A 21,108-nucleotide genomic window follows, 5' to 3' on the forward strand; every position below is an offset into this window, starting at 1 on the left:
CAATTTTTCGTTTTCTTGAATTACCAACTTGATTTCTTTACACCCGGAATTAAGCCCTTCGAAGCCATTTCTCTGAATTCGATACGAGAAATGCCAAACTGACGCATATAACCTTTTGGCCGTCCGGAAATTTTACAACGATTGTGCAAACGTACGGGTGATGCGTTTTTGGGAATAGTTTGAAGGGCTTCGTAATTGCCTTCACTCAAATATTTGGCACGTTTTTCGGCGTATTTGGCAACCATTTTGGCTCTCTTCACCTCACGCGCTTTCATTGATTCTTTTGCCATGCTTTATTATTTATTTTTGTCAGTTTTAAACGGTAATCCGAATTCTCTTAGTAGAGCATACCCTTCTTCATCAGTATTTGCCGAAGTGACGAATGTTATATTCATACCAAGCAAACGAGAAATAGTATCAATGTTGATTTCGGGAAAGATAATCTGTTCATCAATTCCAAGTGTGTAATTGCCACGTCCGTCGAGTTTACTTTCAATTCCCTTGAAGTCGCGAATACGCGGCAAAGCTACACGGATAAGTCTTTCGAGAAATTCGTACATTTTGTCGTGCCGGAGTGTAACGCGAACGCCAATAGGCATTTTCTTACGAACCTTGAAATTAGAAATATCTTTTTTCGAATAGGTTGCCACTGCCTTTTGGCCGGTGATGGCTGTTAGCTCGTTTATAGCTGTATCTATAATCTTCTTGTCGGCTACAGCAATTCCCAATCCTTGATTGATTACGATTTTTTCAAGTTTAGGAACTTGCATTACGGATTTATATCCAAATTCCTTCATCAAGGCAGGAACAATACGTTCTTTATAGTCCAATTTTAAACTTGCTGTACTAATCATTTAATTTCCTCCCCCGATTTTTTAGCGTAACGCACTAATTTACCTTTTGAATTAAGTTTTCGACCAATGCGTGTCGGTTTTCCTGATTTTGGATCAACCAAATTGAGATTAGAAATATGCACGGGTGCTTCTTTTTTCTCGATTCCGCCTTGCGGATTTTTTGCATTGGGTTTGGTGTGTTTCGAAACGATATTAACGCCCTCTACAATCGCACGCTGTTTTTCGACGTTCACCTCAAGTACGCGTCCGGTTTTACCTTTATCTTCACCGGCATTCACGTAAACTATATCGCCTTTTTTAATGTGTAATTTACTCATCGCCTTTTTGTTTTAATGGATTAAAGCACTTCAGGCGCTAAGGAAACAATTTTCATGTTCGTGGCACGAAGTTCGCGGGCTACAGGTCCGAAAATACGGCTTCCGCGCAACTCGCCTGCATTGTTCAACAATACGCACGCGTTATCATCGAAACGGATATAGGAACCGTCGGCACGACGAATTTCCTTTTTGGTACGAACAATAATTGCTTTTGATACTGCACCTTTTTTTATGTCACTGGAAGGGATCACGCTTTTGATGGCAACAACAATGACATCTCCAACGGAAGCGTAACGTCTTTTGGTTCCGCCTAATACCCGGATACAGAGAGCTTCTTTGGCTCCACTGTTGTCGGTAACTGTTAATCTTGATTCCTGTTGTATCATCTTATTTAGCCCTTTCTATGATTTCTACCAATCTCCATCTCTTTGTTTTACTCAAAGGACGAGTTTCCATAATTCTCACTGTATCACCAATGTTACACTCATTTTTCTCGTCGTGGACGTGAAATTTCTTCGTTTTATTAACGAACTTCCCATAAATAGGGTGTTTTTCTTTCCATTTTACAGCCACCGTAACGGTTTTATCCATTTTGTTGCTGAAAACGACCCCGATTCTTTCTTTTCTTAAATTTCTCGTTTCCATGTATGTTGTTATGCTTTTTTCAATTGTCTTGCTCGCAATTCCGTGAGAATACGTGCAATATTTTTGCGTTTTTGTTTGATCGAATCCGGATTGTCTAATGGATTAATGCTGTGGCTGATTTTTAATTGGTTCAGCTCGCTTATTTCGGCTTCGACTCTTTCTTGCAAATCCTTATCGGACAGCTCTTTCAGTTCCTCTTTAACTTTCTTTGCTTTCATATTGCATTACGAGTTTTGTTGTTCAAAATCGTAGTCTCTTCGAACGACGAATTTGGTTGTAACGGGTAATTTTTGAGCTGCCAAACGCAAAGCTTCTTTTGCAATTTCGTAAGGCACGCCTTCTACTTCAAACAATATTCTACCCGGAGTTACCGGAGCAACGAATCCTTCGGGATTACCTTTTCCTTTACCCATACGCACTTCAGCAGGCTTCTTGGTAATTGGTTTGTCGGGGAAAATTCGTACCCAAACTTGTCCCTGACGTTGCATATAGCGAGTCACGGCGATACGGGCAGCTTCGATTTGCCGGCCGGTGATCCATTTCGATTGTAACGATTTTATCCCAAAAGAACCGAATGCCAGTTGATTGCCGCGCGAAGCATTGCCTTTCATGCGACCTTTCTGCTGTCTTCTGAATTTTGTTTTCTTCGGTTGTAACATTTCAGTTTAATTTCAAGCGTTTTTGTTATTCTTTCTGTTTCTCCTTGATCCTCTTCCCTCCGAACGATTACCGCCACGTCCATTCCCGCCATTGTGAGAATGACTTTCCTTTGACGATGTAAATGAAGGAGCGAGATCTTTCTTACCGTAGATTTCTCCACGGCATATCCAAACTTTAATTCCAATTAAACCGACTTTTGTAAGCGCTTCGGCTTGGGCATAATCGATATCTGCACGGAAAGTATGAAGAGGAGTACGTCCTTCTTTGTACATTTCCGAACGAGCCATTTCGGCTCCATTCAATCTGCCCGAAACCTGAACTTTGATTCCTTCGGCTCCCATTCGCATGGTTGAAGCAATAGCCATCTTTACGGCACGACGATATGCAATTTTCCCTTCAATCTGACGGGCAATGTTGTTGGCAACTATCACCGCATCCAATTCGGGTTTTTTTATCTCAAAGATATTGATTTGCACATCTTTATCGGTTATTTTCTTTAATTCTTCTTTTAGTTTGTCCACCTCTTGACCACCTTTGCCGATAATAATACCGGGGCGAGCAGTACAAATAGTGATGGTGACCAGTTTGAGAGTACGTTCGATGACGATGCGCGAAACACTTGCCTTGGCAAGACGGGCATTCAGGTATTTACGAATTTTACTGTCTTCGAGTAAGGTATCACCATAATTATCTCCGCCATACCAATTAGAGTCCCATCCTTTGATGATTCCCAAACGATTTGCTATCGGATTTACTTTTTGTCCCATCTGCCTTAATTGTTATTTATTTCGTTATCTTCTTTTTTATATGTATCCACGATCAGCGTAACGTGATTGGAACGTTTGCGAATTCTGTATCCACGTCCTTGTGGAGCCGGGCGGAGTCTTTTCAAGGTTGACCCTTCGTTTACCGAAATAATCTTTACGTAAAGTTCGCCTGTTTCTGCCTTGCGTTCGTTTTTCTGTTCCCAATTTGCAATGGCCGAAAGCAAAAGTTTTTCAACTTTCTTCGAAGCTTCCTTATTTGAAAATTTAAGCACTCCTAATGCTTTGAACACCTCCATGCCTCTGATCATATCTGCAACATAGCGCATTTTACGGGGAGAACTGGGAACATTGTTCAAAATGGCTAGCGCAACATCTTTGCGGCTTTCTTTTCGTTGTTCGGCTGATATTCTTTTTCTAGCACTCATGTTTTTTCTGTTTATATTTTATTTTGTGCCCGATTTCTCATTTCTTTCTGTTTCCGGCATGTCCACGGAATGTTCGGGTCATCGAAAACTCGCCCAACTTGTGCCCAACCATATTCTCGGTAATATAAACAGGAATAAATTTATTCCCGTTGTGAACCGCAATGGTATGACCTACGAAATCGGGAGAAATCATTGAAGCTCGCGACCAGGTTTTGACAACGGTTTTTTTACCGCTCTCGTTCATGGCGTTGATCTTCTTTTCCAATTTCAGATTGATATACGGACCTTTTTTAAGTGATCTACTCATAGTTTTGAAATTAATTAATCAGATTATTTCTTCTTCCTTCTTTCGATAATGTATTTCGAAGATTGTTTTTTTGGAGCTCGAGTTTTCAAGCCCTTCGAATACAAACCTTTCGCAGAACGTGGATGACCTCCCGAAGCGCGACCTTCACCTCCACCCATTGGATGGTCAACCGGGTTTTTCGAAACACCACGGTTGTGAGGACGGCGACCGAGCCAACGCGATCTACCGGCTTTACCTGATTTTTCAAGAGCATGGTCCGAATTACCAACGCTTCCTACAGTAGCTTTGCATGTAGCAAGAATTTTACGAACTTCGCCCGAAGGCATTTTGATGACAGCGTAATTATCTTCACGCGATACCAACTGGGCGAATGTTCCTGCCGAACGCACCATTTTAGCACCTTGTCCCGGACGTAATTCTATATTATGAATGACCGTTCCAAGTGGAATTTTTGCCAACGGCAACGTATTCCCTATTTCGGGAGCTGCTTCGGGTCCCGACATCACTGTGGTTCCAACTTCCAGTCCGTTTGGTGCAAGAATATAAGTCTTTTCGCCATCGGCATAATAGAGCAATGCAATACGTGCCGAGCGATTAGGATCATATTCTATACTTTTTACAACGGCCGGAATACCATCTTTTGTTCTCTTGAAGTCGATAATTCTGAAACGTCTTTTATGGCCGTTTCCTCGGTAACCGATCGTCATTTTCCCTTGATTGTTACGACCGCCCGTGCTTTTTTTCCCGACTACGAGAGACTTCTCCGGTTCACTTGCAGTGATATTTTCAAATGTACCGATAATCTTGTGTCTTTGCCCCGGTGTTGTGGGCTTTAATTTACGTATTCCCATTTTTTATTTAGATATTGCTGAATAAATCGATCGTTTCTCCTTTTCTCAGAGTAACGATAGCTTTTTTGTACGACGGTTCGCGTCCTTCGACAACACCCGATTTGGTGTAACGACTTTTGAGTTTACCATCGTATCTCGATGTATTTACGCTTTCAACATGAACGTTGTACATCTGCTCGACCGCATTTTTGATTTCAACCTTGTTCGCCTTCGGAACAACAATAAAGCCAAAGCGATTCGGAAATTTATCGGTAATCGCTGTTTGCTTCTCTGTGAATATTGGTTTAATAATTATTCCCATGTTTTTGTCTCCTTATGCATTAAACAAGTTTCCGATGGCCGCGATAGAAGATTCGGTAAATACGATTTCCGAACAATCCATAATTTTGTATGTATTTATATCAGAAGCACTTACGATATTTACTTTCTGCAAATTTCGAGCCGACAAATATACGTTTTTATTTTGACCCGGCAAAACGAAAAGTAGCTTTTTATCAGCAAGTTGCAGATTTTTCAATATTTCGGAAAATTGTTTTGTTTTAGGTGCTTCGAAATCAAAATCTTCCACAACAACGATTGCGTTGTTTTGAGCCTTCAGCGAAAGTGCTGATTTTCGAGCCAAAGTTTTTTCCTTTTTATTGAGTTTGAAGCTGTAATCTCTCGGTTTGGGACCAAAAACACGCCCTCCACCTACCAAAATTGGTGAGTTGATATCGCCTCGGCGAGCTCCTCCACTACCTTTTTGACGGATAAGTTTACGGGTGCTTCCCGAAACTTCACTTCGTTCTTTCGATTTGTGTGTCCCCTGACGTTGGTTGGCCATGTAGCGTTTTACATCCAACCAGATAACGTGATTATTGGGTTCAATTCCGAAAATGGAATCGTCGAGTGTCACCTTTTTATCCGTTACCTCTCCCTTGATGTTGTATATGCTTAATTCCATTTTATTTTTCTATTGCTACGATTGAACCTTTACATCCTGGCACAGAACCTTTGATCAATAAAAGGTTGTGTTCCGGAATTACTTTGATAACCTGAAGATTCTGAACCGTTACACGTTCATTACCCATTTGTCCGGCCATACGAGTTCCTTTGAAAACTTTTGCAGGGAATGAACATGCTCCGATAGAACCGGGTGCACGTAATCTGTTATGCTGTCCGTGAGTGGACTGACCTACTCCCCCAAATTTGTGACGTTTCACTACTCCCTGGAAACCTTTTCCTTTGGAAGTACCTATGACATCGACATAAACAGCATCGCTGAAAAGATCAACAGTGATTTCGGCTCCGGCTTTGTAGCTGTCGCCAAATCCTTTGAACTCGGCCAAGTGTCTCTTGGGGTTAACTCCTGCTTTTTTAAAATGACCTTTTTCGGCATTGGTTGTATGTTTGTCTTTTTTGTCTTCAAACCCAAGCTGAATAGCGTCATAACCGTCTTTTTCGGCGGTTTTTACCTGAGTAACCACGCAAGGACCTGCTTCGATAACAGTGCATGGAATGTTTTTTCCATCAGCACTGAAAACGGATGTCATTCCGATTTTTTTCCCAATTAATCCTGGCATTTCTCTGTTGTTTGATTATTTATTATTCAAAATTCGAAAGACTAAAAGTCAAAACACAAGTTTTGAGCCTTGTAGTCTTGCGTTGTATTTCTATTCTTATCCTTACACTTTAATCTCTACTTCTACACCGCTCGGCAATTCGAGTTTCATCAAAGCATCCACCGTTTTAGCCGTAGAGCTATAGATATCGATCAAGCGTTTGAAAGAAGAAAGCTCAAATTGTTCACGCGATTTTTTGTTCACAAACGTCGAACGATTTACCGTGAACACGCGTTTGTGAGTGGGCAACGGTATCGGACCACTTACAACGGCGCCCGTAGCCTTTACTGTTTTTACGATTTTTTCAGCCGATTTATCCACCAGGCTATAATCGTAAGATTTCAGTTTGATTCTGATTTTTTGGCTCATATAAATAATTATTTGTTATTTAATCAAATCAACACGACCTTTCACATCGGTCAAAACCTGTTTTGCAATCGAAGAAGATACTTCTTCATAATGCGAAAAACTCATAGTAGATGTTGCACGACCGGATGTTATTGTGCGCAAGGCCGTTACGTAACCAAACATTTCCGAAAGCGGAGCTTTAGCTTTTACGATACGGGCTCCCGAACGGTTCGATTCCATCCCTTCGATCTGTCCACGTCGTTTGTTCAAGTCCGAAATGACATCGCCCATACTCTCTTCTGGAGTAACAACTTCAACTTTCATTATCGGTTCCAAAAGCACCGGAGCGGCTTTTTCGGATGCCGATTTAAATGCCTGAATGGCACAAATTTCGAACGAAAGCTGATCAGAGTCAACCGGGTGAAACGAACCGTCTAAGACGGTAACCTTAAGTTTGTCTAACGGATAACCGGCAAGAATACCATTTTTCATCGCACGTTGAAATCCTTTCTGAATGGAAGGTATAAATTCTTTCGGAATATTTCCGCCTTTCACTTCGTCAACAAATTGCAATTCACCTTCGAAATCTTTATCGGCCGGTTCGACGCGAACAATGATATCGGCAAATTTTCCACGACCTCCCGATTGTTTTTTATACACTTCGCGTAGTTCAACCGGTTTTGTAATTGCCTCTTTATAAGCCACTTGTGGACGACCTTGATTGCATTCTACTTTAAACTCACGTTTCAAGCGATCGATGATAATTTCCAGATGAAGCTCACCCATTCCGGAAATTACGGTCTGACCCGTTTCCTCATCGGTTTTAACTGTAAATGTCGGATCTTCTTCTGCAAGTTTGGCCAATCCATTTGACAATTTGTCAAGATCTTTCTGGGTCTTCGGTTCGACTGCAACACCGATAACGGGATCGGGAAAATCCATTGATTCGAGAACGATGGGATGATTTTCGTCGCAAAGCGTATCACCCGTGCGAATATCCTTGAACCCTACACCTGCACCGATATCGCCGCATCCAATAAATTCCCTGGGATTCTGTTTGTTGGAATGCATCTGAAACAAACGCGAAATGCGTTCTTTTTTATCGGAACGAGGATTATATACATAAGAACCGGCTTCTAATTCTCCCGAATAAACACGAAAGAAGCACAAACGGCCTACATAAGGATCGGTAGCAATCTTGAATGCCAATGCGCACAACGGCTCATTAGGATCGGGATGACGAACAATTTGCTTACTCGGATCTCGAGGGTCGGTTCCGACAATTGCTTCAGTATCTTCGGGACTAGGCAAATATGCACAAACCGCATCGAGCAAAGGTTGAACTCCCTTATTTTTAAACGAAGAGCCACATATCATCGGGTTAATCTTCATTTCGAGAGTACCTTTGCGAAGAGCTCTTTTGATTTCTTCTTCCGTAATCGTAGATGGATCGTCGAAAAATTTCTCCATCAATACATCATCGAATTCTGCAATCGTTTCGAGCATTTTTTCTCTCCACTCTTCAGCTTCTTCCTTTACTTCTGAAGGTATTTCCTCTACATCGTAATCTGCACCCATCGTTTCGTCGTGCCAGTAAAGAGCCTTCATTCTGATAAGATCGACAATCCCTCTGAATTTTTCTTCCGCTCCAATAGGAATCTGAATCGGACAAGGATTTGCTCCCAGCATCTCTTTGACTTGACGAACAACTTCGAAGAAATTTGCACCCGAACGATCCATTTTGTTGACATAGCCTATGCGAGGGACTTTGTATTTGTCAGCCTGACGCCACACGGTTTCGGACTGAGGTTCTACGCCACCTACAGCGCAGAAAGTAGCGACAGCTCCATCGAGAATACGCAACGATCTTTCAACTTCGACCGTAAAATCCACGTGTCCCGGAGTGTCTATTAAATTTATTTTGTATGTTTGGTCGTTATATTTCCAACTCGTGGTAGTAGCAGCCGAAGTAATCGTAATACCTCGCTCTTGCTCCTGTTCCATCCAGTCCATCGTTGCCGCACCATCATGAACCTCGCCGATCTTGTGTGTAAGACCGGTATAATACAAGATTCGTTCCGATGTAGTAGTTTTACCGGCATCGATATGGGCCATGATTCCGATGTTACGAGTGAATTTTAATATGTCTTTTGAACCTCTTGCCATCTTTTTTACCTTATTTCATTAAAATCTGAAGTGCGCAAAAGCCCTGTTGGCTTCGGCCATTCTGTGCATGTCTTCTTTTCGCTTGTATGCTCCACCCTGGTTGTTATAAGCATCCACAATTTCGGCTGCCAACTTGTCGGCCATTGTTTTACCTCCTCTTTTACGTGCATAAAGAATGAGGTTTTTCATCGAAATGGATTCTTTTCTATCGGGGCGAATTTCGGTAGGCACCTGGAATGTAGCTCCACCTACTCGACGCGATTTAACTTCAACTTGAGGAGTAATATTGTCCAAAGCGGCTTTCCAAATCTCGAGAGCCGACTTTTCATCGTTAGGCAATTTAGCCTTGACTGTATTTAATGCAGAATAAAAAATATCGTACGAAATACTTTTCTTTCCGTCATACATAAGGTGGTTAACAAATTTTGTTACCCTTACGTCACCAAAAACCGGATCAGGTAATACCTGTCTTTTTTTAGGTTTAGTTTTTCTCATTGTTTTTTGATTTTTTGTGTTGTTTGGTTGTCTATTTACTGTCTTCAACGATTCCTCCGAATCATTTACTCAACCCTTAAAGTAGCTCATCCAAAAATATCAACAGCGAATTTAACTTGATTTACACTAAAATTTAAAAGTACGCCACTAAAAAAGGCAGCTTATTTTTTCTTTGCTCCCGGTTTTGCTGCAGTTGCTGCTCCCGGTTTAGGACGTTTAGCCCCATATTTCGAACGTCGTTGTGTACGACCATTTACGCCGGCAGTGTCGAGTGTACCTCGAACGATGTGATAACGAACACCCGGCAGATCTTTAACACGACCACCACGAACCATAACGATTGAGTGTTCCTGCAAATTATGTCCTTCTCCGGGAATATATGCATTCACCTCTTTTGAATTTGTCAAACGTACACGAGCCACTTTTCGCATAGCCGAATTCGGTTTTTTAGGTGTGGTGGTATATACCCTCACACACACACCGCGACGCTGAGGACATGAATCCAATGCCGGCGATTTGCTTTTTTCAGTTAACTCCTGACGCCCTTTTCTTACTAATTGCTGAATTGTAGGCATTTTTCTACTTTGTTGTTAATCTATGTTGTTCTTAATTTTTTTGTCATTGACTATTGTTTCTGTTGAGCGCAAATATCAGTGTGTCAAAAAATTATAGCCATTTTATTTACGCTCCGCAGCTAAAAACGGCACAAAATTACAAATATTCAACGGGATATACAAACAAAATTCATCGTTTTTAAAAAATATTTTGATTGAAGACATTCATTGACTGCCCATACCATCATATCCTATTGATAAACGAGCTTGCCAAAATTTTGACAACGTAAACAATACTGTTTCCATAAAAGAACACCTAAATATAACCGGCCTTTATTTCAAGAAAAATTGAAATAAAACAAATATTTTTGCACATTACTGTAACTTTTTGAATAGTCAACCGTCATCAAAAAATGAATAGCGATATTTTTAATCAGTCCGTTCTTCCGCTCAAAGACAAGCTATACCGACTTGCTTTGAGCATTGTGAGAAATAGAACCGAAGCCGAAGATATCGTTCAGGACGTGTTTCTAAAGATTTGGAGCAAACAAGATGAGTGGGAATTAATAGATAATATGGAAGCTTATTGTTATCGATCGATTAAAAATCTTTCGTTTGACCGGCTGGAATCTATGGCAGCACGTTCTGCAGAAAAATATAATGCCGAGACGGAAAATATGATGTTTGTAGATACAAAAAATCCCCATTCGGCATTTGTCGAGAAAGAACAAATAGACATCATATATAAATGCATCGAAAAGCTTTCCGAAAATCAGAAAATGGTTTTTCAGCTCCGAGAAATCGAGGGAATGAGTTATAAAGACATCGCACAATCGCTCAATATGAGCGAAGAGCTGGTAAAAATAAGCCTGTATAGAGCCAGGAAAAAAATAAAAGAATTACTGGAGGAATTAAACAAATGAAACCTACCGAAGAAATCAATGCATTGCTTGTTAAATATTGGAAGGGTGAAACTTCACTCGAGGAAGAAGATTCGTTAACGAAATATTTCACCGGAAGAGATGTGGCAGATGAATTAAAACCATATACTGCTCTGTTTCAATATCGCGAAAATCTTCGCTGTGCCACATTAAGCGATGATTTTGACAGAAAATTAAAAAAAGCCATTCAGCAAAAAAAGCGGGAAAACGATTATATCACCATTCGTATTTTTGTTCCGGCATTACGAATTGCTGCGTCGGTTGCCGTCGCACTAGCCCTTTCATTTGGCGTTTACATGATGATCGGCAAAAGCGACAAAACTTATTTTGCCGAAACCTACAGTGATCCCAATGCAGCTATGGAACACGCCGCTTTCGCATTGGACAAACTATCGGAAGCACTGCAAAAAGGAGAAGAAGCATCCATCGAAAGTATCCAGGAACTCAATAAGGTAGATCTTGACTGGGAAATGTTGGATTCAATTACAGAGTCTGATATAAACTATCAAAAATCAACAGATAGTTTGCCCCTCGAAAATAACTTATAAAAAGCATGAAAAAAACTGCGTTCATATTATTCTTTCTTTTGTCCACCGTATCCCTTTCGGCAGGCGATTTTGTCACACAATTTCTCGAAAAGTGTATTGAGGAAAAAAAGCCGGTGAATAATATAAACATCGGAAAATCGATGCTCGAAAAAATGGCATCAAATACCGACGATGAGGATTTGAAAAAAACGTTCAGAAATCTGAACAGCATCCGCATTATCACTTGCGACAATATAAGAGATTCGCGACTTTATTTCAAAAAAGCCAATAATCTTGCATTGGAAGAATTTAAGGACTATCAGGAGCTCGTTTCGCTAAACGAAAAAAATGCTAAAATCCACATCTATTTCAAGCAGGAGAGCGAAAAATTACAAGATCTTATTTTCATCGGATTGGATGATGAAGAGAAACTTTCGATCATCACAATAACCGGGAAAATAGATTTTGCATCCATTTCGAAACTTTCGGATTCACTGAATAAAGAGATGAAAATAGATAATCATGAAGCCCCCCCATCAATGGATAAAGGCACAAAATAAGGAAACAAAATACAGACTGAATTAGACAACAGTGCAGACTGCTAATAACTTTTTTCTTTTTTATATTTAAACGATGAATAGACGGCCGAACGTGAGTTTAGCCGTCTATTGTTTTTTATAAAAATTCGAACATTCATGCCGTCTTCCTAAAATGGGAATGTGGGTGAATTTTTAAATGTCGGGGAAATGTGAGGTTATTGAACTTCAATCTTAATCCTCGTTATCATTATCGGTATTATCCACTGCAATGTTTGATTTCCCAACCGAATTTTGTTTTTCATAAGGGAAAAATTTATCCAAACCAAGTATGATGAGATAAAAAACCGTCATGAAAACGAAAACTCCGATTATGCCTATCCCTGCAATTTCAAATGCTTTGTCTAAAACAGATGATTCCATGATTCAAAATATTTTATGCAAATAAGGGTACCAACGTCAAAATGATACCGCCAACAATTACCGATCCAATCTGGCCACCTACATTAGCGCTTATGGCCGGCATAAGCAGATAATTATACGGGTCTTCTTTCTGTCCCATCTGGTGAATAACACGAGCGGACATCGGAAAAGCCGAAATGCCACAGGCTCCGATCATCGGATTAATTTTGTTCCCCTCCTTGCGGAAAAGATTCATAAACTTAGCGAAAATTACGCCTCCAAAAGTATCGAAAACAAATGCAAAAAGGCCTAACGCGATGATAAAAAGCGTATCAAGACGAACAAATCTTTCAGCCGTCATCGTACTGGCAATGGTGATGCCCAACAAAATAGTAACCAGGCTTGCAAGTTCGTTTTGAGCAGCAAGCGACAATTTGTTGAGCACCCCGCATTCGCGAATCAGATTACCAAACATCAAAAATCCGATAAGCGGCAGAGACGATGGGGCAATGATACCGGCAACAATGGTAACAACAACTGGGAAAAGAATAAGTGAAGTCTTGGATATTTTCATATTGTAGTTTCCGGCCGATGTCATTCGTATTTGACGTTCTTTTTTTGATGTCAGCAGGCGAATAACGGGAGGTTGAATGATTGGCACCAATGCCATATAAGAATAAGCGGCTACCGATATCGGCCCTAATAAATTTGGAGCAAATCTTGTAGCCACAACGATGGACGTAGGGCCATCAGCAGCACCGATTATACCGATCGAAGCAGCTTCCCTCAAATCGTATCCCAACAGAACGGCGAAAATCATAGTCATGAAAATTCCAAATTGAGCAGCAGCTCCAAATAGCAAGAGCGAAGGATTTCGAAACAAAGGCGAAAAATCAATCATAGCTCCAATGGCAATGAATATAAGCAATGGAAATATCTCGGTGGCGATGCCGGCTTTAAAGAAAGTGTCGAGCACACCCTCAACCATTTCTCCTGTAGCAGGATCGATTTGTGTAATAGCCGAAGTAAAAGGTATATTGACCAGGATAGCCCCAAATCCGATAGGAAGCAACAAAGTTGGTTCATATTCCTTCGCAATGGCCAAATAAATTAAAATAAGTCCGATTGCGATCATCACCAGATCTTGCCATGTCATTCCGGCAATTGCAGGGAGCAGCTGTTGAAATTCTAATTCCATAATTAATCTACCAATTAAAACTATTTGTAAACTGTCCTCAAATTCAAATAAACAGAATTAAATATGAAGGAAGGTTACAAATAGTCGTATTATTTAAATTCAGTATAAAAATCCGAGCATAATACCGGCAGCAACTGCCGATCCGATGACACCGGCCACATTGGGTCCCATGGCATGCATCAATAGATAGTTAGAAGGATCGTACTCCAATCCCAACACCTGCGAGATGCGAGCCGAATCGGGAACGGCTGAAACCCCGGCATTTCCAATAAGCGGATTTATTTTGTTGTCCTTTGACAGAAACAAATTGAAAATCTTAACAAAAAGAATTCCGGCTATGGTTGCTATCACAAAAGACAAGGCTCCTATAGCAAAAACTTTTATTGACTGGCCTGTCAAAAAAGTAGTAGCTTGAGTAGATGCCCCTACTGTAAGCCCCAACAATATTGTTACGATATCGATCATCGGCCCCCTTGCTGTTTCGGCCAACCTTCGAGTCACGCCCGATTCTTTCAACATGTTCCCGAAAAACAGCATACCAAGCAACGGCAATCCGGACGGAACAATAAATGCGGTGAGCAATAATCCTACTATGGGAAATAAAATCTTTTCCGTTTGAGATACAACTCTTGGCACTTTCATTCGGATAACTCGCTCTTTTTTAGTCGTCAACAGACGCATAAATGGAGGTTGTATTATCGGGACCAGTGCCATGTAAGAATATGCCGAAATGGCAATTGCCCCCATCAGGTTTGGAGCAAGTTTTGAAGAAAGGAAAATGGCAGTTGGTCCATCGGCTCCACCAATAATCCCGATAGCTCCCGCTTGGTTAGGCTCAAATCCGGAATTAAGGGCGATAATGTATGCGCCAAAAATACCAAATTGACAAGCTGCTCCGATGAGAATAAGTTTGGGATTGGCTATCAAAGCCGAAAAATCTGTCATCGCACCTATTCCTAAAAAGATGAGAGGAGGATACCAACCTTGCAACACACCCTGATACAAAATATTCAACACCGAACCTTCTTCATAAATGCCGACTTTGAGATTTGCCGCTTCATTAAAGGGTATATTTCCAATTAGAATTCCAAATCCGATTGGGATTAATAGAAGAGGTTCAAATTCAAACTTGATAGCCAAAAAGATAAATAAAAGGCCTACAAGGATCATGATTAAGTGTCCTGTTTCGACATTGGCGAATCCAGTGTATCCCCAGAATGTTTGCAGATTATCTGTCAATGATAATAAGATGTTCATTTTGATTGTGTGTTTATTCGATTACTACCAATTCGGCTCCCTCGAGAACAGAATCTCCTTTGTGAACCAGGATTTTAGAAATTTTACCATCCATGTTGGCCAAAATATTGTTTTCCATCTTCATGGCCTCGAGCACCATTAGCGTTTGTCCTTTTTTCACAACATCTCCTTCTTTACAACGGATGTCAAGAATAACTCCGGGTAGTGGAGACTGTATGGCGCTGTTGTTTTTTTTGTCGTCGGCAGGACGTGAAACAACGGGAGTTTGCACCGTTTTTGGAGTAGGTGCGGAAGCAGCCTCAGAATTTGGGCGTTTTACGCCAGCCAGTGTTTTTTTAGATTTGGATTCCATCTCCACAACGTAAGGGGTACCATTGACTTCCAACTCTACAACATCGTTTTCTATTTTGTTAACAGTAACACGATATGGAGTACCATTGATTTTATAATTAAATTCTTTCATGTCTTTTCTGAATATTGTTTTTTGAATTTGTGTCAGATTGCTACTATCTTCGCGGATTACGTCGCAAGGTTTGAGCTTTGAAGCTCCAGGGTGAATAATTTCTTTGTATTTGTTGAATTGTCAATACACTCGATTCCACATCATGCTGATCATCCATTAATTCGTGGAGGGCTGCAGAAATTGCTGCAATCTCATCTCCCGTGATTGAACTATCAGTAGATATTTCGACATTTTTCTGATCAGACTTTCTTTCCTTCCTTTTTTTGGACAGGTTGCTGGCCGTATTTCCAATAGTATTGAAAATCAAGAAAAGCAAAATCAACCCTACAAACACAACGAGCATCGAAGTGATCGTTAACATCAAACCTTCTTGATCTGTTTCTTTCAGGGAAACAATCTTTGGATTTTCGCCAACTACCTGGTTGTTACTGCTTGGCGTTGCTCTATCGAGAACTTTTGCTAAAATATTTCCCGAATTATCATACTTCACTCCGTCTATTTCGTATCCATAGGTGCGATCAGCCTCCATACCGGCAGGAATGGTTATCTCATCCACCAAAGTTTTGCCATCTACATCATAAAGTGCGATATAGTTCTCCCGAGTGGGGTCGATCTTAAAATTAGTATGAAATGTACCGTGAAATGGCTCATTATCAGCCCAAAACAACCGATGTTGGTGCGGTTTTATCTGGGTTAAAACATCTCCAAGCGGAATCGCATACATTTTGGGATTGTTTTTGTCGGTAGTCAAAAACATTCCACCCACATTTTTCGTAGCTGCCGTGTTATTGTAAATTTCAATCCATGCATTTCGCTGTCCAAATTCGTCCATATAATTGCTCTCGTTGACAATCATCACCTCATTGATCACGAGTTGAGGATTTTTTATTTTTCCCCCACATGCAGTAAGAGAAAGTAATAAAAAAGCGCCAACGAAAAGAATGTTTCGTTTCAGTTTAATCATATTTGCATCAATTATAACGGTAAATTATCGTGTTTTTTGGGAGGATTTTCCAGCTTTTTGGTCTGCAATTGCTGCAAGGCGCGAATGATACGGAATCGGGTGTTACGGGGCTCGATGATGTCGTCGATATAGCCGTAGCGGGCAGCATTGTACGGGTTGGCGAACAAGTCGGTATATTCTTTCCTTTTTGCTTCGATCAAGGCAGTTCGCTTTTCGGGGTCTTTTTCTTCGCTTATTTCTTTGCTGAAGAGCACTTCTACAGCTCCTTCCGCACCCATCACCGCAATTTCGGCTGTGGGCCAAGCGTAGTTAACGTCGCCTCGAAGTTGCTTGCAACTCATCACGATATGAGCACCTCCGTAGGATTTGCGCAGGGTAACGGTTACTTTCGGAACAGTGGCCTCGCCATAAGCATACAGCAATTTAGCTCCATGCGTAATCACGCCACCATATTCCTGCCCTGTACCGGGAAGAAATCCGGGAACATCTACAAGCGATACTATCGGAATATTGAATGCGTCGCAAAAGCGCACAAAACGCGCTCCCTTACGTGAAGCATTGATATCAAGTACACCGGCAAGAAACTTAGGCTGATTGGCAACAATTCCGACAGATTGTCCGTTGAAACGGGCAAAGCCCACAATGATGTTTTTGGCATAATCCGCATGTACTTCAAGAAATTCGCCTTTGTCTATAATAGCTCCAATCACCTGATACATATCATAAGGTTTGGTGGGGCTATCCGGTATGATCTCATTGAGAGAATCTTCAAGGCGATCGATGGGATCGTCGTTTTGAACTACAGGAGGCTCTTCAAGATTGTTTTGCGGCAAATAGCTCAACAAGCGACGCATCAGTTTCAATCCTTCTTCTTCCGTTTGTACAGAAAATTGAGAAACACCCGATTTCGAACTGTGAACGTATGCCCCACCCAGATCTTCTTGTGTCACATCTTCGCCGGTTACCGTTTTCACAACTTTTGGGCCCGTCAGAAACATGTATGAAGTGCCTTCAGTCATCATGATAAAATCTGTGAGAGCAGGAGAATATACTGCTCCGCCTGCGCACGGACCGAAAATACCCGAAATCTGCGGCACTACTCCCGAAGCCAAAATATTGCGTTGAAAAATTTCGGCATATCCTGCAAGCGCATTTATGCCTTCTTGAATGCGAGCTCCACCCGAATCGTTGATTCCGATAATGGGTGCACCCATTTTCATGGCTTGATCCATAACTTTACAAATTTTTTGCGATTGCATTTCGGAAAGAGAACCGCCAAAAACTGTAAAATCCTGCGCATATACGTACACAAGCCTACCATCGATAGTTCCGTAACCGGTTACTACTCCATCGCCCAAAAATTTGGTTTTATCCATGCCAAAATTAGTGGAACGGTGCTCAACAAACATATCGAACTCTTCGAAACTGCCTTCGTCCAGAAGCATGGCGAGACGTTCACGGGCCGTGTATTTTCCTTTCAGGTGTTGCGATTCTATTCTTTTTTCGCCTCCACCTAAGCGAGCTTTTTCGCGAAGCTGTATTAGCTCTTTAACTTTTTCGAGTTGACTGCTCATAAAAATTTCTTGTATTTATTTGATTGTTTAATTTTTTTCTGTTACCTGTAATAAGTGAACTGCAAATATTGAGGGTTTATTTGTCCTTATGGGGATGTTCACATAATTCGGTAAGTACTCCTCCGGTGGATTTTGGATGCAGAAATGCGATATTCAAACCTTCCGCGCCCGGACGTGATTCGGCATCGATCAGACGAATACCTTTCGCTTCAATTTCTTTCAGAGCCTCATTGACGTTGTTTGTGGCATAAGCGATGTGATGAATTCCTTCGCCTTTTTTTTCAATGAATTTGGCAATCGTACTTTCATCACTTGTTGGCTCGAGCAACTCGATTTTCGTCTCTCCAACCTTAAAAAAGGCAGTTTTAACTTTCTGGTCTTCAACTGTTTCGATATTGTAGCACTTTAGACCAAGAACACCTTCATAATATGGGAGTTGTTCTTCGATACTTTTTACGGCAATACCGATGTGTTCAATGTGTGTAATTTCCATTTTTTTATATGATATCATTAAAAATTATACTGAAAAATTGTGTATGGTGTGCAAATTTAAATTTCAAACAGAAAAATCAAATCGAATTTATATCGAGGAAATTCGCAAAACTTCCAGTAATTCGTCACTTATCTCGCGTTCTTTTTTGATAGCGCGTTTAAAAGGGATATACACAATTTCGTTTTCATGAATACCGATCATAACGTTTCGTTGATCTTCGAGCAAAGCCCTGATAGCAGCGATCCCCATACGTGAAGCGAGGATTCGGTCCTGAGCCGAAGGCGAGCCTCCACGTTGCAAGTGCCCAAGAATGGAAACTCTTACATCATATTGCGGGTACTCGGTTTTCACACGTTCGGCTAACTTGAGCGCTCCACCGGTGATTTCACTTTCGGTTACCAACACCAAACTACTGTTTTTCGATTTTCTGAAGCCTTGTTCGATGAGTTCGCTCAATTGGTCTTTTTCGATACTGATTTCGGGGATGATAGCAGCTTCGGCACCCGATGCGATAGCGCTGTTTAGAGCCAAATAGCCACAATTGCGGCCCATTACTTCTATAAAAAACAATCGCTCGTGCGAAGTAGCCGTATCGCGTATCTTGTCCACAGATTGCATAATAGTGTTAAGAGCGGTATCGTACCCGATCGTAACATCTGTTCCGTAGAGGTCATTGTCAATAGTACCTGGAAGCCCAACGATAGGCACATCAAATTCGTTTGCGAAAATATTAGCTCCTGTAAGCGAGCCATCGCCACCTATTACAACAAGCGCGTCTATTTCTTCACGCTGCATCGTTTCGAAAGCAATTTTTCGGCCTTCAGGTGTTAAAAATTCTGCACAACGTGCGGTTTTAAGGATTGTACCACCTTGCTGAATGATATTGCTGACACTGTTGGTCTTAAATTCGCTAATTTCGCCGGAGATCAACCCTTTGTAGCCTTTGAAAATACCTTTTACGCGAATGCCATTAAAAATTGCAGCACGAGTAACCGACCTGATAGCCGCATTCATACCCGGAGCATCGCCTCCGGAAGTGAGAACACCTATACATTTAATGTTTGAAGCCATAATGGATGATTTTGTCGTCGAGGAAGATAACCTCTTTCCAAACACATTTTATGAGCTGCAAAGGTATGACTTTTTTTATTTTATTCAAAAAAAGCTGCTTAAAAAGCAGCTTTTTCTATCGGAGAAGAAGAGATTTTCGAATGTATTAAGTTTGCCACGGCCTCCATCTGCCACTGAGGCGTGGAAGTGGCCCCGCAAATGCCAATTGACACATCATTGGAAATAAGTGACAGATCCACTTCTTCGGGTGTGTGGATGAGATACGAATTTGGATTGATTTTTTTGCATTCGGCAAAAAGAACTTTTCCGTTGGAACTTTTTTCTCCGGCGATAAAAAAGATGATGTCATGTTGTCTGGCAAATTCTTTAATGTTTGGTACGCGGTTTGAAACCTGACGACATATCGTATCGAAAAATTCAAATTTAGCTTCACCCTGCATTCTCGATTCGATGATTTTGGCAATTTCCAGAAAGCCTTCCAACGGTTTTGTCGTTTGCGAAAACAGGTTTATATCACGAGTGAAATCAAGTTTGTCGAGGTCTTCTTTATTTTCGATAATAATAGCCGTTTCTTCTGTTTGGCCTATCAACCCGTTTACCTCTGCATGACCTTTTTTCCCGTAAATGACGATTTGTGGTCGATGATCGGATGTTTCGTTGTATTTTCTTTTGATTCGTTTTTGTAGTCCAAGTACAACGGGACACGAAGCATCTATGATTTCGATATTATTTTCACGAGCAATTTCATACGTGCTCGGAGGTTCACCGTGTGCACGCAGAAGCACACGCTCATTTTTCAATTGTTTGAATTGCTCATGGTCAATGGTTATCAGTCCCAATTTGGAGAGGCGTTCGACCTCGAGACTGTTGTGAACCAGATCTCCCAAACAATACAATGTACCGCCCTTTTTCAATTCCTCTTCCGCTTTACTGATGGCTTTGGCTACGCCAAAACAGCATCCCGACTGACGATCAATTTCTATTTTATTCATTCCCTTTTGTGATTTTGTTAAACATATCGATCGCCCATCGAAGCTGACCTTCGATTGAGAGATTCGAGTTATCTAATTCGATGGCGTCGTCGGCTTTGCGCAATGGACTTTCAGCTCGGTTTGTATCGCGATAGTCGCGTTCCCTGACATTGGAGAGCACTTCATCATAGGAAGGGTTTTCTCCTTTGGATTTCATTTCGTCAAAACGTCTTTGAGCTCGAATTTCGGGCGAAGCTGTAAGAAATATTTTTAATTCTGCATCCGGAAACACAACGGTTCCTATATCACGACCATCCATCACAACTCCTTTGTCTTTACCCATTTGTTGTTGACGACGCACCAATTCCTCTCGAACAAACTTAAGCGTGCTGACTCTGCTGGCAGCGTTGGCAACTTCAAGTGATCGAATTTCTTTTTCAATATTTTCGCCATTCAAATAAATATCTTGTCCCCCCTGTGAGTTGGGTTCGAAGGATATATGGATTTCGTGAAGATGCTTTTTCAATGCTTCTTCATCGATATTTGTTTCATTCATCCATCCATTGCGTAGTGCATACAGAGCCACTGCCCGATACATTGCCCCGCTATCTATATAAGTATATCCCAATGCTTTTGCCAACCCTTTGGCTAAAGTACTTTTTCCGCAAGACGAATATCCATCTATGGCGATATTGATTTTTTTCATCAAGTCAATCTTTTC

At 41.1% G+C, this 21,108-nt stretch carries 31 protein-coding genes; 3 read left to right on the top strand and 28 right to left on the bottom strand.

The genetic code is table 11. The features are described from left to right. Positions 1-20 precede the first annotated feature (20 nt). The 18 genes from rpsN to rpsL all read right to left on the bottom strand — a co-directional run bounded on the left by rpsN (position 21) and on the right by rpsL (position 10,011). Positions 21-290 carry a 30S ribosomal protein S14 gene (gene rpsN / locus EJN84_RS04520; RefSeq protein ID WP_129594306.1) on the bottom strand — a complete coding sequence of 90 codons (270 nt, stop codon included), beginning with the start codon at positions 288-290 and terminating at the stop codon, positions 21-23. A 6-nt stretch (positions 291-296) separates the two neighbouring features. Then, complete coding sequence (gene rplE, locus EJN84_RS04525) at positions 297-854, bottom strand: 50S ribosomal protein L5 (protein ID WP_129594307.1); 558 nt, start codon at positions 852-854, stop codon at positions 297-299. Continuing rightward, positions 851-1,171: a 50S ribosomal protein L24 gene (rplX, locus tag EJN84_RS04530; RefSeq protein WP_101486275.1), complete on the bottom strand. Its 321-nt coding sequence runs from the start codon at positions 1,169-1,171 to the stop codon at positions 851-853. Before rplX ends, rplE begins: the two co-directional genes overlap by 4 nt. Before the next feature lie 20 nt (positions 1,172-1,191). Then, entirely contained in the window at positions 1,192-1,557 is a 366-nt protein-coding gene (rplN, locus tag EJN84_RS04535; protein WP_101486276.1) for a 50S ribosomal protein L14, read from the bottom strand. Between the two features lies 1 nt (position 1,558). After that, positions 1,559-1,816 carry a 30S ribosomal protein S17 gene (gene rpsQ, locus EJN84_RS04540; RefSeq protein WP_101486277.1) on the bottom strand — a complete coding sequence of 86 codons (258 nt, stop codon included), beginning with the start codon at positions 1,814-1,816 and terminating at the stop codon, positions 1,559-1,561. An 8-nt stretch (positions 1,817-1,824) separates the two neighbouring features. Then, positions 1,825-2,034, bottom strand: a complete 210-nt coding sequence (gene rpmC, locus EJN84_RS04545) for a 50S ribosomal protein L29 (RefSeq protein ID WP_129594308.1) — start codon at positions 2,032-2,034, stop codon at positions 1,825-1,827. A gap of 6 nt (positions 2,035-2,040) precedes the next feature. Further along, a complete protein-coding gene (gene rplP, locus EJN84_RS04550; protein WP_101486279.1) occupies positions 2,041-2,475 on the bottom strand; it encodes a 50S ribosomal protein L16 in 435 nt (144 codons plus the stop codon). Between the two features lie 12 nt (positions 2,476-2,487). Beyond that, entirely contained in the window at positions 2,488-3,243 is a 756-nt protein-coding gene (rpsC, locus tag EJN84_RS04555; RefSeq protein ID WP_101486280.1) for a 30S ribosomal protein S3, read from the bottom strand. Between the two features lie 5 nt (positions 3,244-3,248). Further along, a complete protein-coding gene (gene rplV / locus EJN84_RS04560) occupies positions 3,249-3,668 on the bottom strand; it encodes a 50S ribosomal protein L22 (RefSeq protein WP_129594309.1) in 420 nt (139 codons plus the stop codon). A gap of 37 nt (positions 3,669-3,705) precedes the next feature. Continuing rightward, on the bottom strand, positions 3,706-3,975 hold the full coding sequence (gene rpsS, locus EJN84_RS04565) for a 30S ribosomal protein S19 (RefSeq protein WP_101486282.1): 270 nt from the start codon (positions 3,973-3,975) through the stop codon (positions 3,706-3,708). Between the two features lie 23 nt (positions 3,976-3,998). Further along, the gene (gene rplB / locus EJN84_RS04570; RefSeq protein WP_129594310.1) at positions 3,999-4,826 is read right to left on the bottom strand and encodes a 50S ribosomal protein L2; all 828 of its coding nucleotides are present in this window, start codon (positions 4,824-4,826) and stop codon (positions 3,999-4,001) included. Positions 4,827-4,833: 7 nt separating this feature from the next. Next, positions 4,834-5,127, bottom strand: a complete 294-nt coding sequence (rplW, locus tag EJN84_RS04575) for a 50S ribosomal protein L23 (RefSeq protein WP_129594311.1) — start codon at positions 5,125-5,127, stop codon at positions 4,834-4,836. 12 nt (positions 5,128-5,139) lie between these two features. Then, entirely contained in the window at positions 5,140-5,769 is a 630-nt protein-coding gene (rplD, locus tag EJN84_RS04580) for a 50S ribosomal protein L4 (protein WP_129594312.1), read from the bottom strand. A 1-nt stretch (position 5,770) separates the two neighbouring features. After that, positions 5,771-6,388 carry a 50S ribosomal protein L3 gene (gene rplC, locus EJN84_RS04585; protein ID WP_129594313.1) on the bottom strand — a complete coding sequence of 206 codons (618 nt, stop codon included), beginning with the start codon at positions 6,386-6,388 and terminating at the stop codon, positions 5,771-5,773. A 102-nt stretch (positions 6,389-6,490) separates the two neighbouring features. Next, a complete protein-coding gene (gene rpsJ / locus EJN84_RS04590; RefSeq protein WP_101486287.1) occupies positions 6,491-6,796 on the bottom strand; it encodes a 30S ribosomal protein S10 in 306 nt (101 codons plus the stop codon). A gap of 15 nt (positions 6,797-6,811) precedes the next feature. Beyond that, positions 6,812-8,941: an elongation factor G gene (gene fusA, locus EJN84_RS04595; RefSeq protein WP_129594314.1), complete on the bottom strand. Its 2,130-nt coding sequence runs from the start codon at positions 8,939-8,941 to the stop codon at positions 6,812-6,814. A gap of 18 nt (positions 8,942-8,959) precedes the next feature. Then, the gene (gene rpsG / locus EJN84_RS04600; RefSeq protein ID WP_129594315.1) at positions 8,960-9,436 is read right to left on the bottom strand and encodes a 30S ribosomal protein S7; all 477 of its coding nucleotides are present in this window, start codon (positions 9,434-9,436) and stop codon (positions 8,960-8,962) included. A gap of 161 nt (positions 9,437-9,597) precedes the next feature. After that, complete coding sequence (gene rpsL / locus EJN84_RS04605) at positions 9,598-10,011, bottom strand: 30S ribosomal protein S12 (RefSeq protein WP_101486289.1); 414 nt, start codon at positions 10,009-10,011, stop codon at positions 9,598-9,600. A gap of 392 nt (positions 10,012-10,403) precedes the next feature. Here rpsL and EJN84_RS04610 point away from each other — a divergent pair, with 392 nt between their 5' ends. From EJN84_RS04610 to EJN84_RS04620, 3 genes are read left to right on the top strand one after another with little or no spacing between them, the layout of a single operon-like run. After that, on the top strand, positions 10,404-10,913 hold the full coding sequence (locus EJN84_RS04610; RefSeq protein WP_129594316.1) for an RNA polymerase sigma factor: 510 nt from the start codon (positions 10,404-10,406) through the stop codon (positions 10,911-10,913). Further along, positions 10,910-11,479, top strand: coding sequence for a hypothetical protein (locus EJN84_RS04615; protein WP_129594317.1), 570 nt, complete (start codon positions 10,910-10,912; stop codon positions 11,477-11,479). Before EJN84_RS04610 ends, EJN84_RS04615 begins: the two co-directional genes overlap by 4 nt. Positions 11,480-11,484: 5 nt before the next feature. Next, the gene (locus EJN84_RS04620; protein WP_129594318.1) at positions 11,485-12,018 is read left to right on the top strand and encodes a DUF4252 domain-containing protein; all 534 of its coding nucleotides are present in this window, start codon (positions 11,485-11,487) and stop codon (positions 12,016-12,018) included. Positions 12,019-12,228: 210 nt separating this feature from the next. On the opposite strand, the gene EJN84_RS04625 is transcribed toward EJN84_RS04620, so the two are convergent. The 10 genes from EJN84_RS04625 to cmk form a co-directional block, all read right to left on the bottom strand. After that, positions 12,229-12,417 carry an OadG-related small transporter subunit gene (locus EJN84_RS04625; RefSeq protein ID WP_129594319.1) on the bottom strand — a complete coding sequence of 63 codons (189 nt, stop codon included), beginning with the start codon at positions 12,415-12,417 and terminating at the stop codon, positions 12,229-12,231. Positions 12,418-12,430: 13 nt separating this feature from the next. Further along, on the bottom strand, positions 12,431-13,594 hold the full coding sequence (locus EJN84_RS04630) for a sodium ion-translocating decarboxylase subunit beta (RefSeq protein ID WP_129594320.1): 1,164 nt from the start codon (positions 13,592-13,594) through the stop codon (positions 12,431-12,433). A 99-nt stretch (positions 13,595-13,693) separates the two neighbouring features. Next, entirely contained in the window at positions 13,694-14,851 is a 1,158-nt protein-coding gene (locus tag EJN84_RS04635) for a sodium ion-translocating decarboxylase subunit beta (RefSeq protein ID WP_129594321.1), read from the bottom strand. 13 nt (positions 14,852-14,864) lie between these two features. Next, a complete protein-coding gene (locus tag EJN84_RS04640; RefSeq protein ID WP_129594322.1) occupies positions 14,865-15,314 on the bottom strand; it encodes a biotin/lipoyl-containing protein in 450 nt (149 codons plus the stop codon). Positions 15,315-15,357: 43 nt separating this feature from the next. Continuing rightward, positions 15,358-16,278 (bottom strand): OadG family transporter subunit, encoded by a 921-nt coding sequence (locus tag EJN84_RS04645; protein ID WP_129594323.1) that lies wholly within the window; start codon positions 16,276-16,278, stop codon positions 15,358-15,360. A gap of 11 nt (positions 16,279-16,289) precedes the next feature. Then, entirely contained in the window at positions 16,290-17,852 is a 1,563-nt protein-coding gene (locus EJN84_RS04650; RefSeq protein WP_101486298.1) for an acyl-CoA carboxylase subunit beta, read from the bottom strand. Positions 17,853-17,928: 76 nt separating this feature from the next. Next, positions 17,929-18,345, bottom strand: a complete 417-nt coding sequence (gene mce / locus EJN84_RS04655; protein ID WP_129594324.1) for a methylmalonyl-CoA epimerase — start codon at positions 18,343-18,345, stop codon at positions 17,929-17,931. 87 nt (positions 18,346-18,432) lie between these two features. Beyond that, positions 18,433-19,416 (bottom strand): 6-phosphofructokinase, encoded by a 984-nt coding sequence (gene pfkA, locus EJN84_RS04660; protein WP_129594325.1) that lies wholly within the window; start codon positions 19,414-19,416, stop codon positions 18,433-18,435. 98 nt (positions 19,417-19,514) lie between these two features. Next, positions 19,515-20,408 (bottom strand): 4-hydroxy-3-methylbut-2-enyl diphosphate reductase, encoded by an 894-nt coding sequence (locus EJN84_RS04665; RefSeq protein ID WP_129594326.1) that lies wholly within the window; start codon positions 20,406-20,408, stop codon positions 19,515-19,517. Beyond that, a complete protein-coding gene (gene cmk / locus EJN84_RS04670; RefSeq protein ID WP_101486302.1) occupies positions 20,401-21,093 on the bottom strand; it encodes a (d)CMP kinase in 693 nt (230 codons plus the stop codon). The genes EJN84_RS04665 and cmk overlap by 8 nt, the downstream gene beginning before the upstream one ends. Positions 21,094-21,108: the final 15 nt, after the last annotated feature.

This window comes from Seramator thermalis (assembly GCF_004138125.1).
Classification (GTDB): Bacteria; Bacteroidota; Bacteroidia; order Bacteroidales; family Dysgonomonadaceae; genus Seramator; species Seramator thermalis.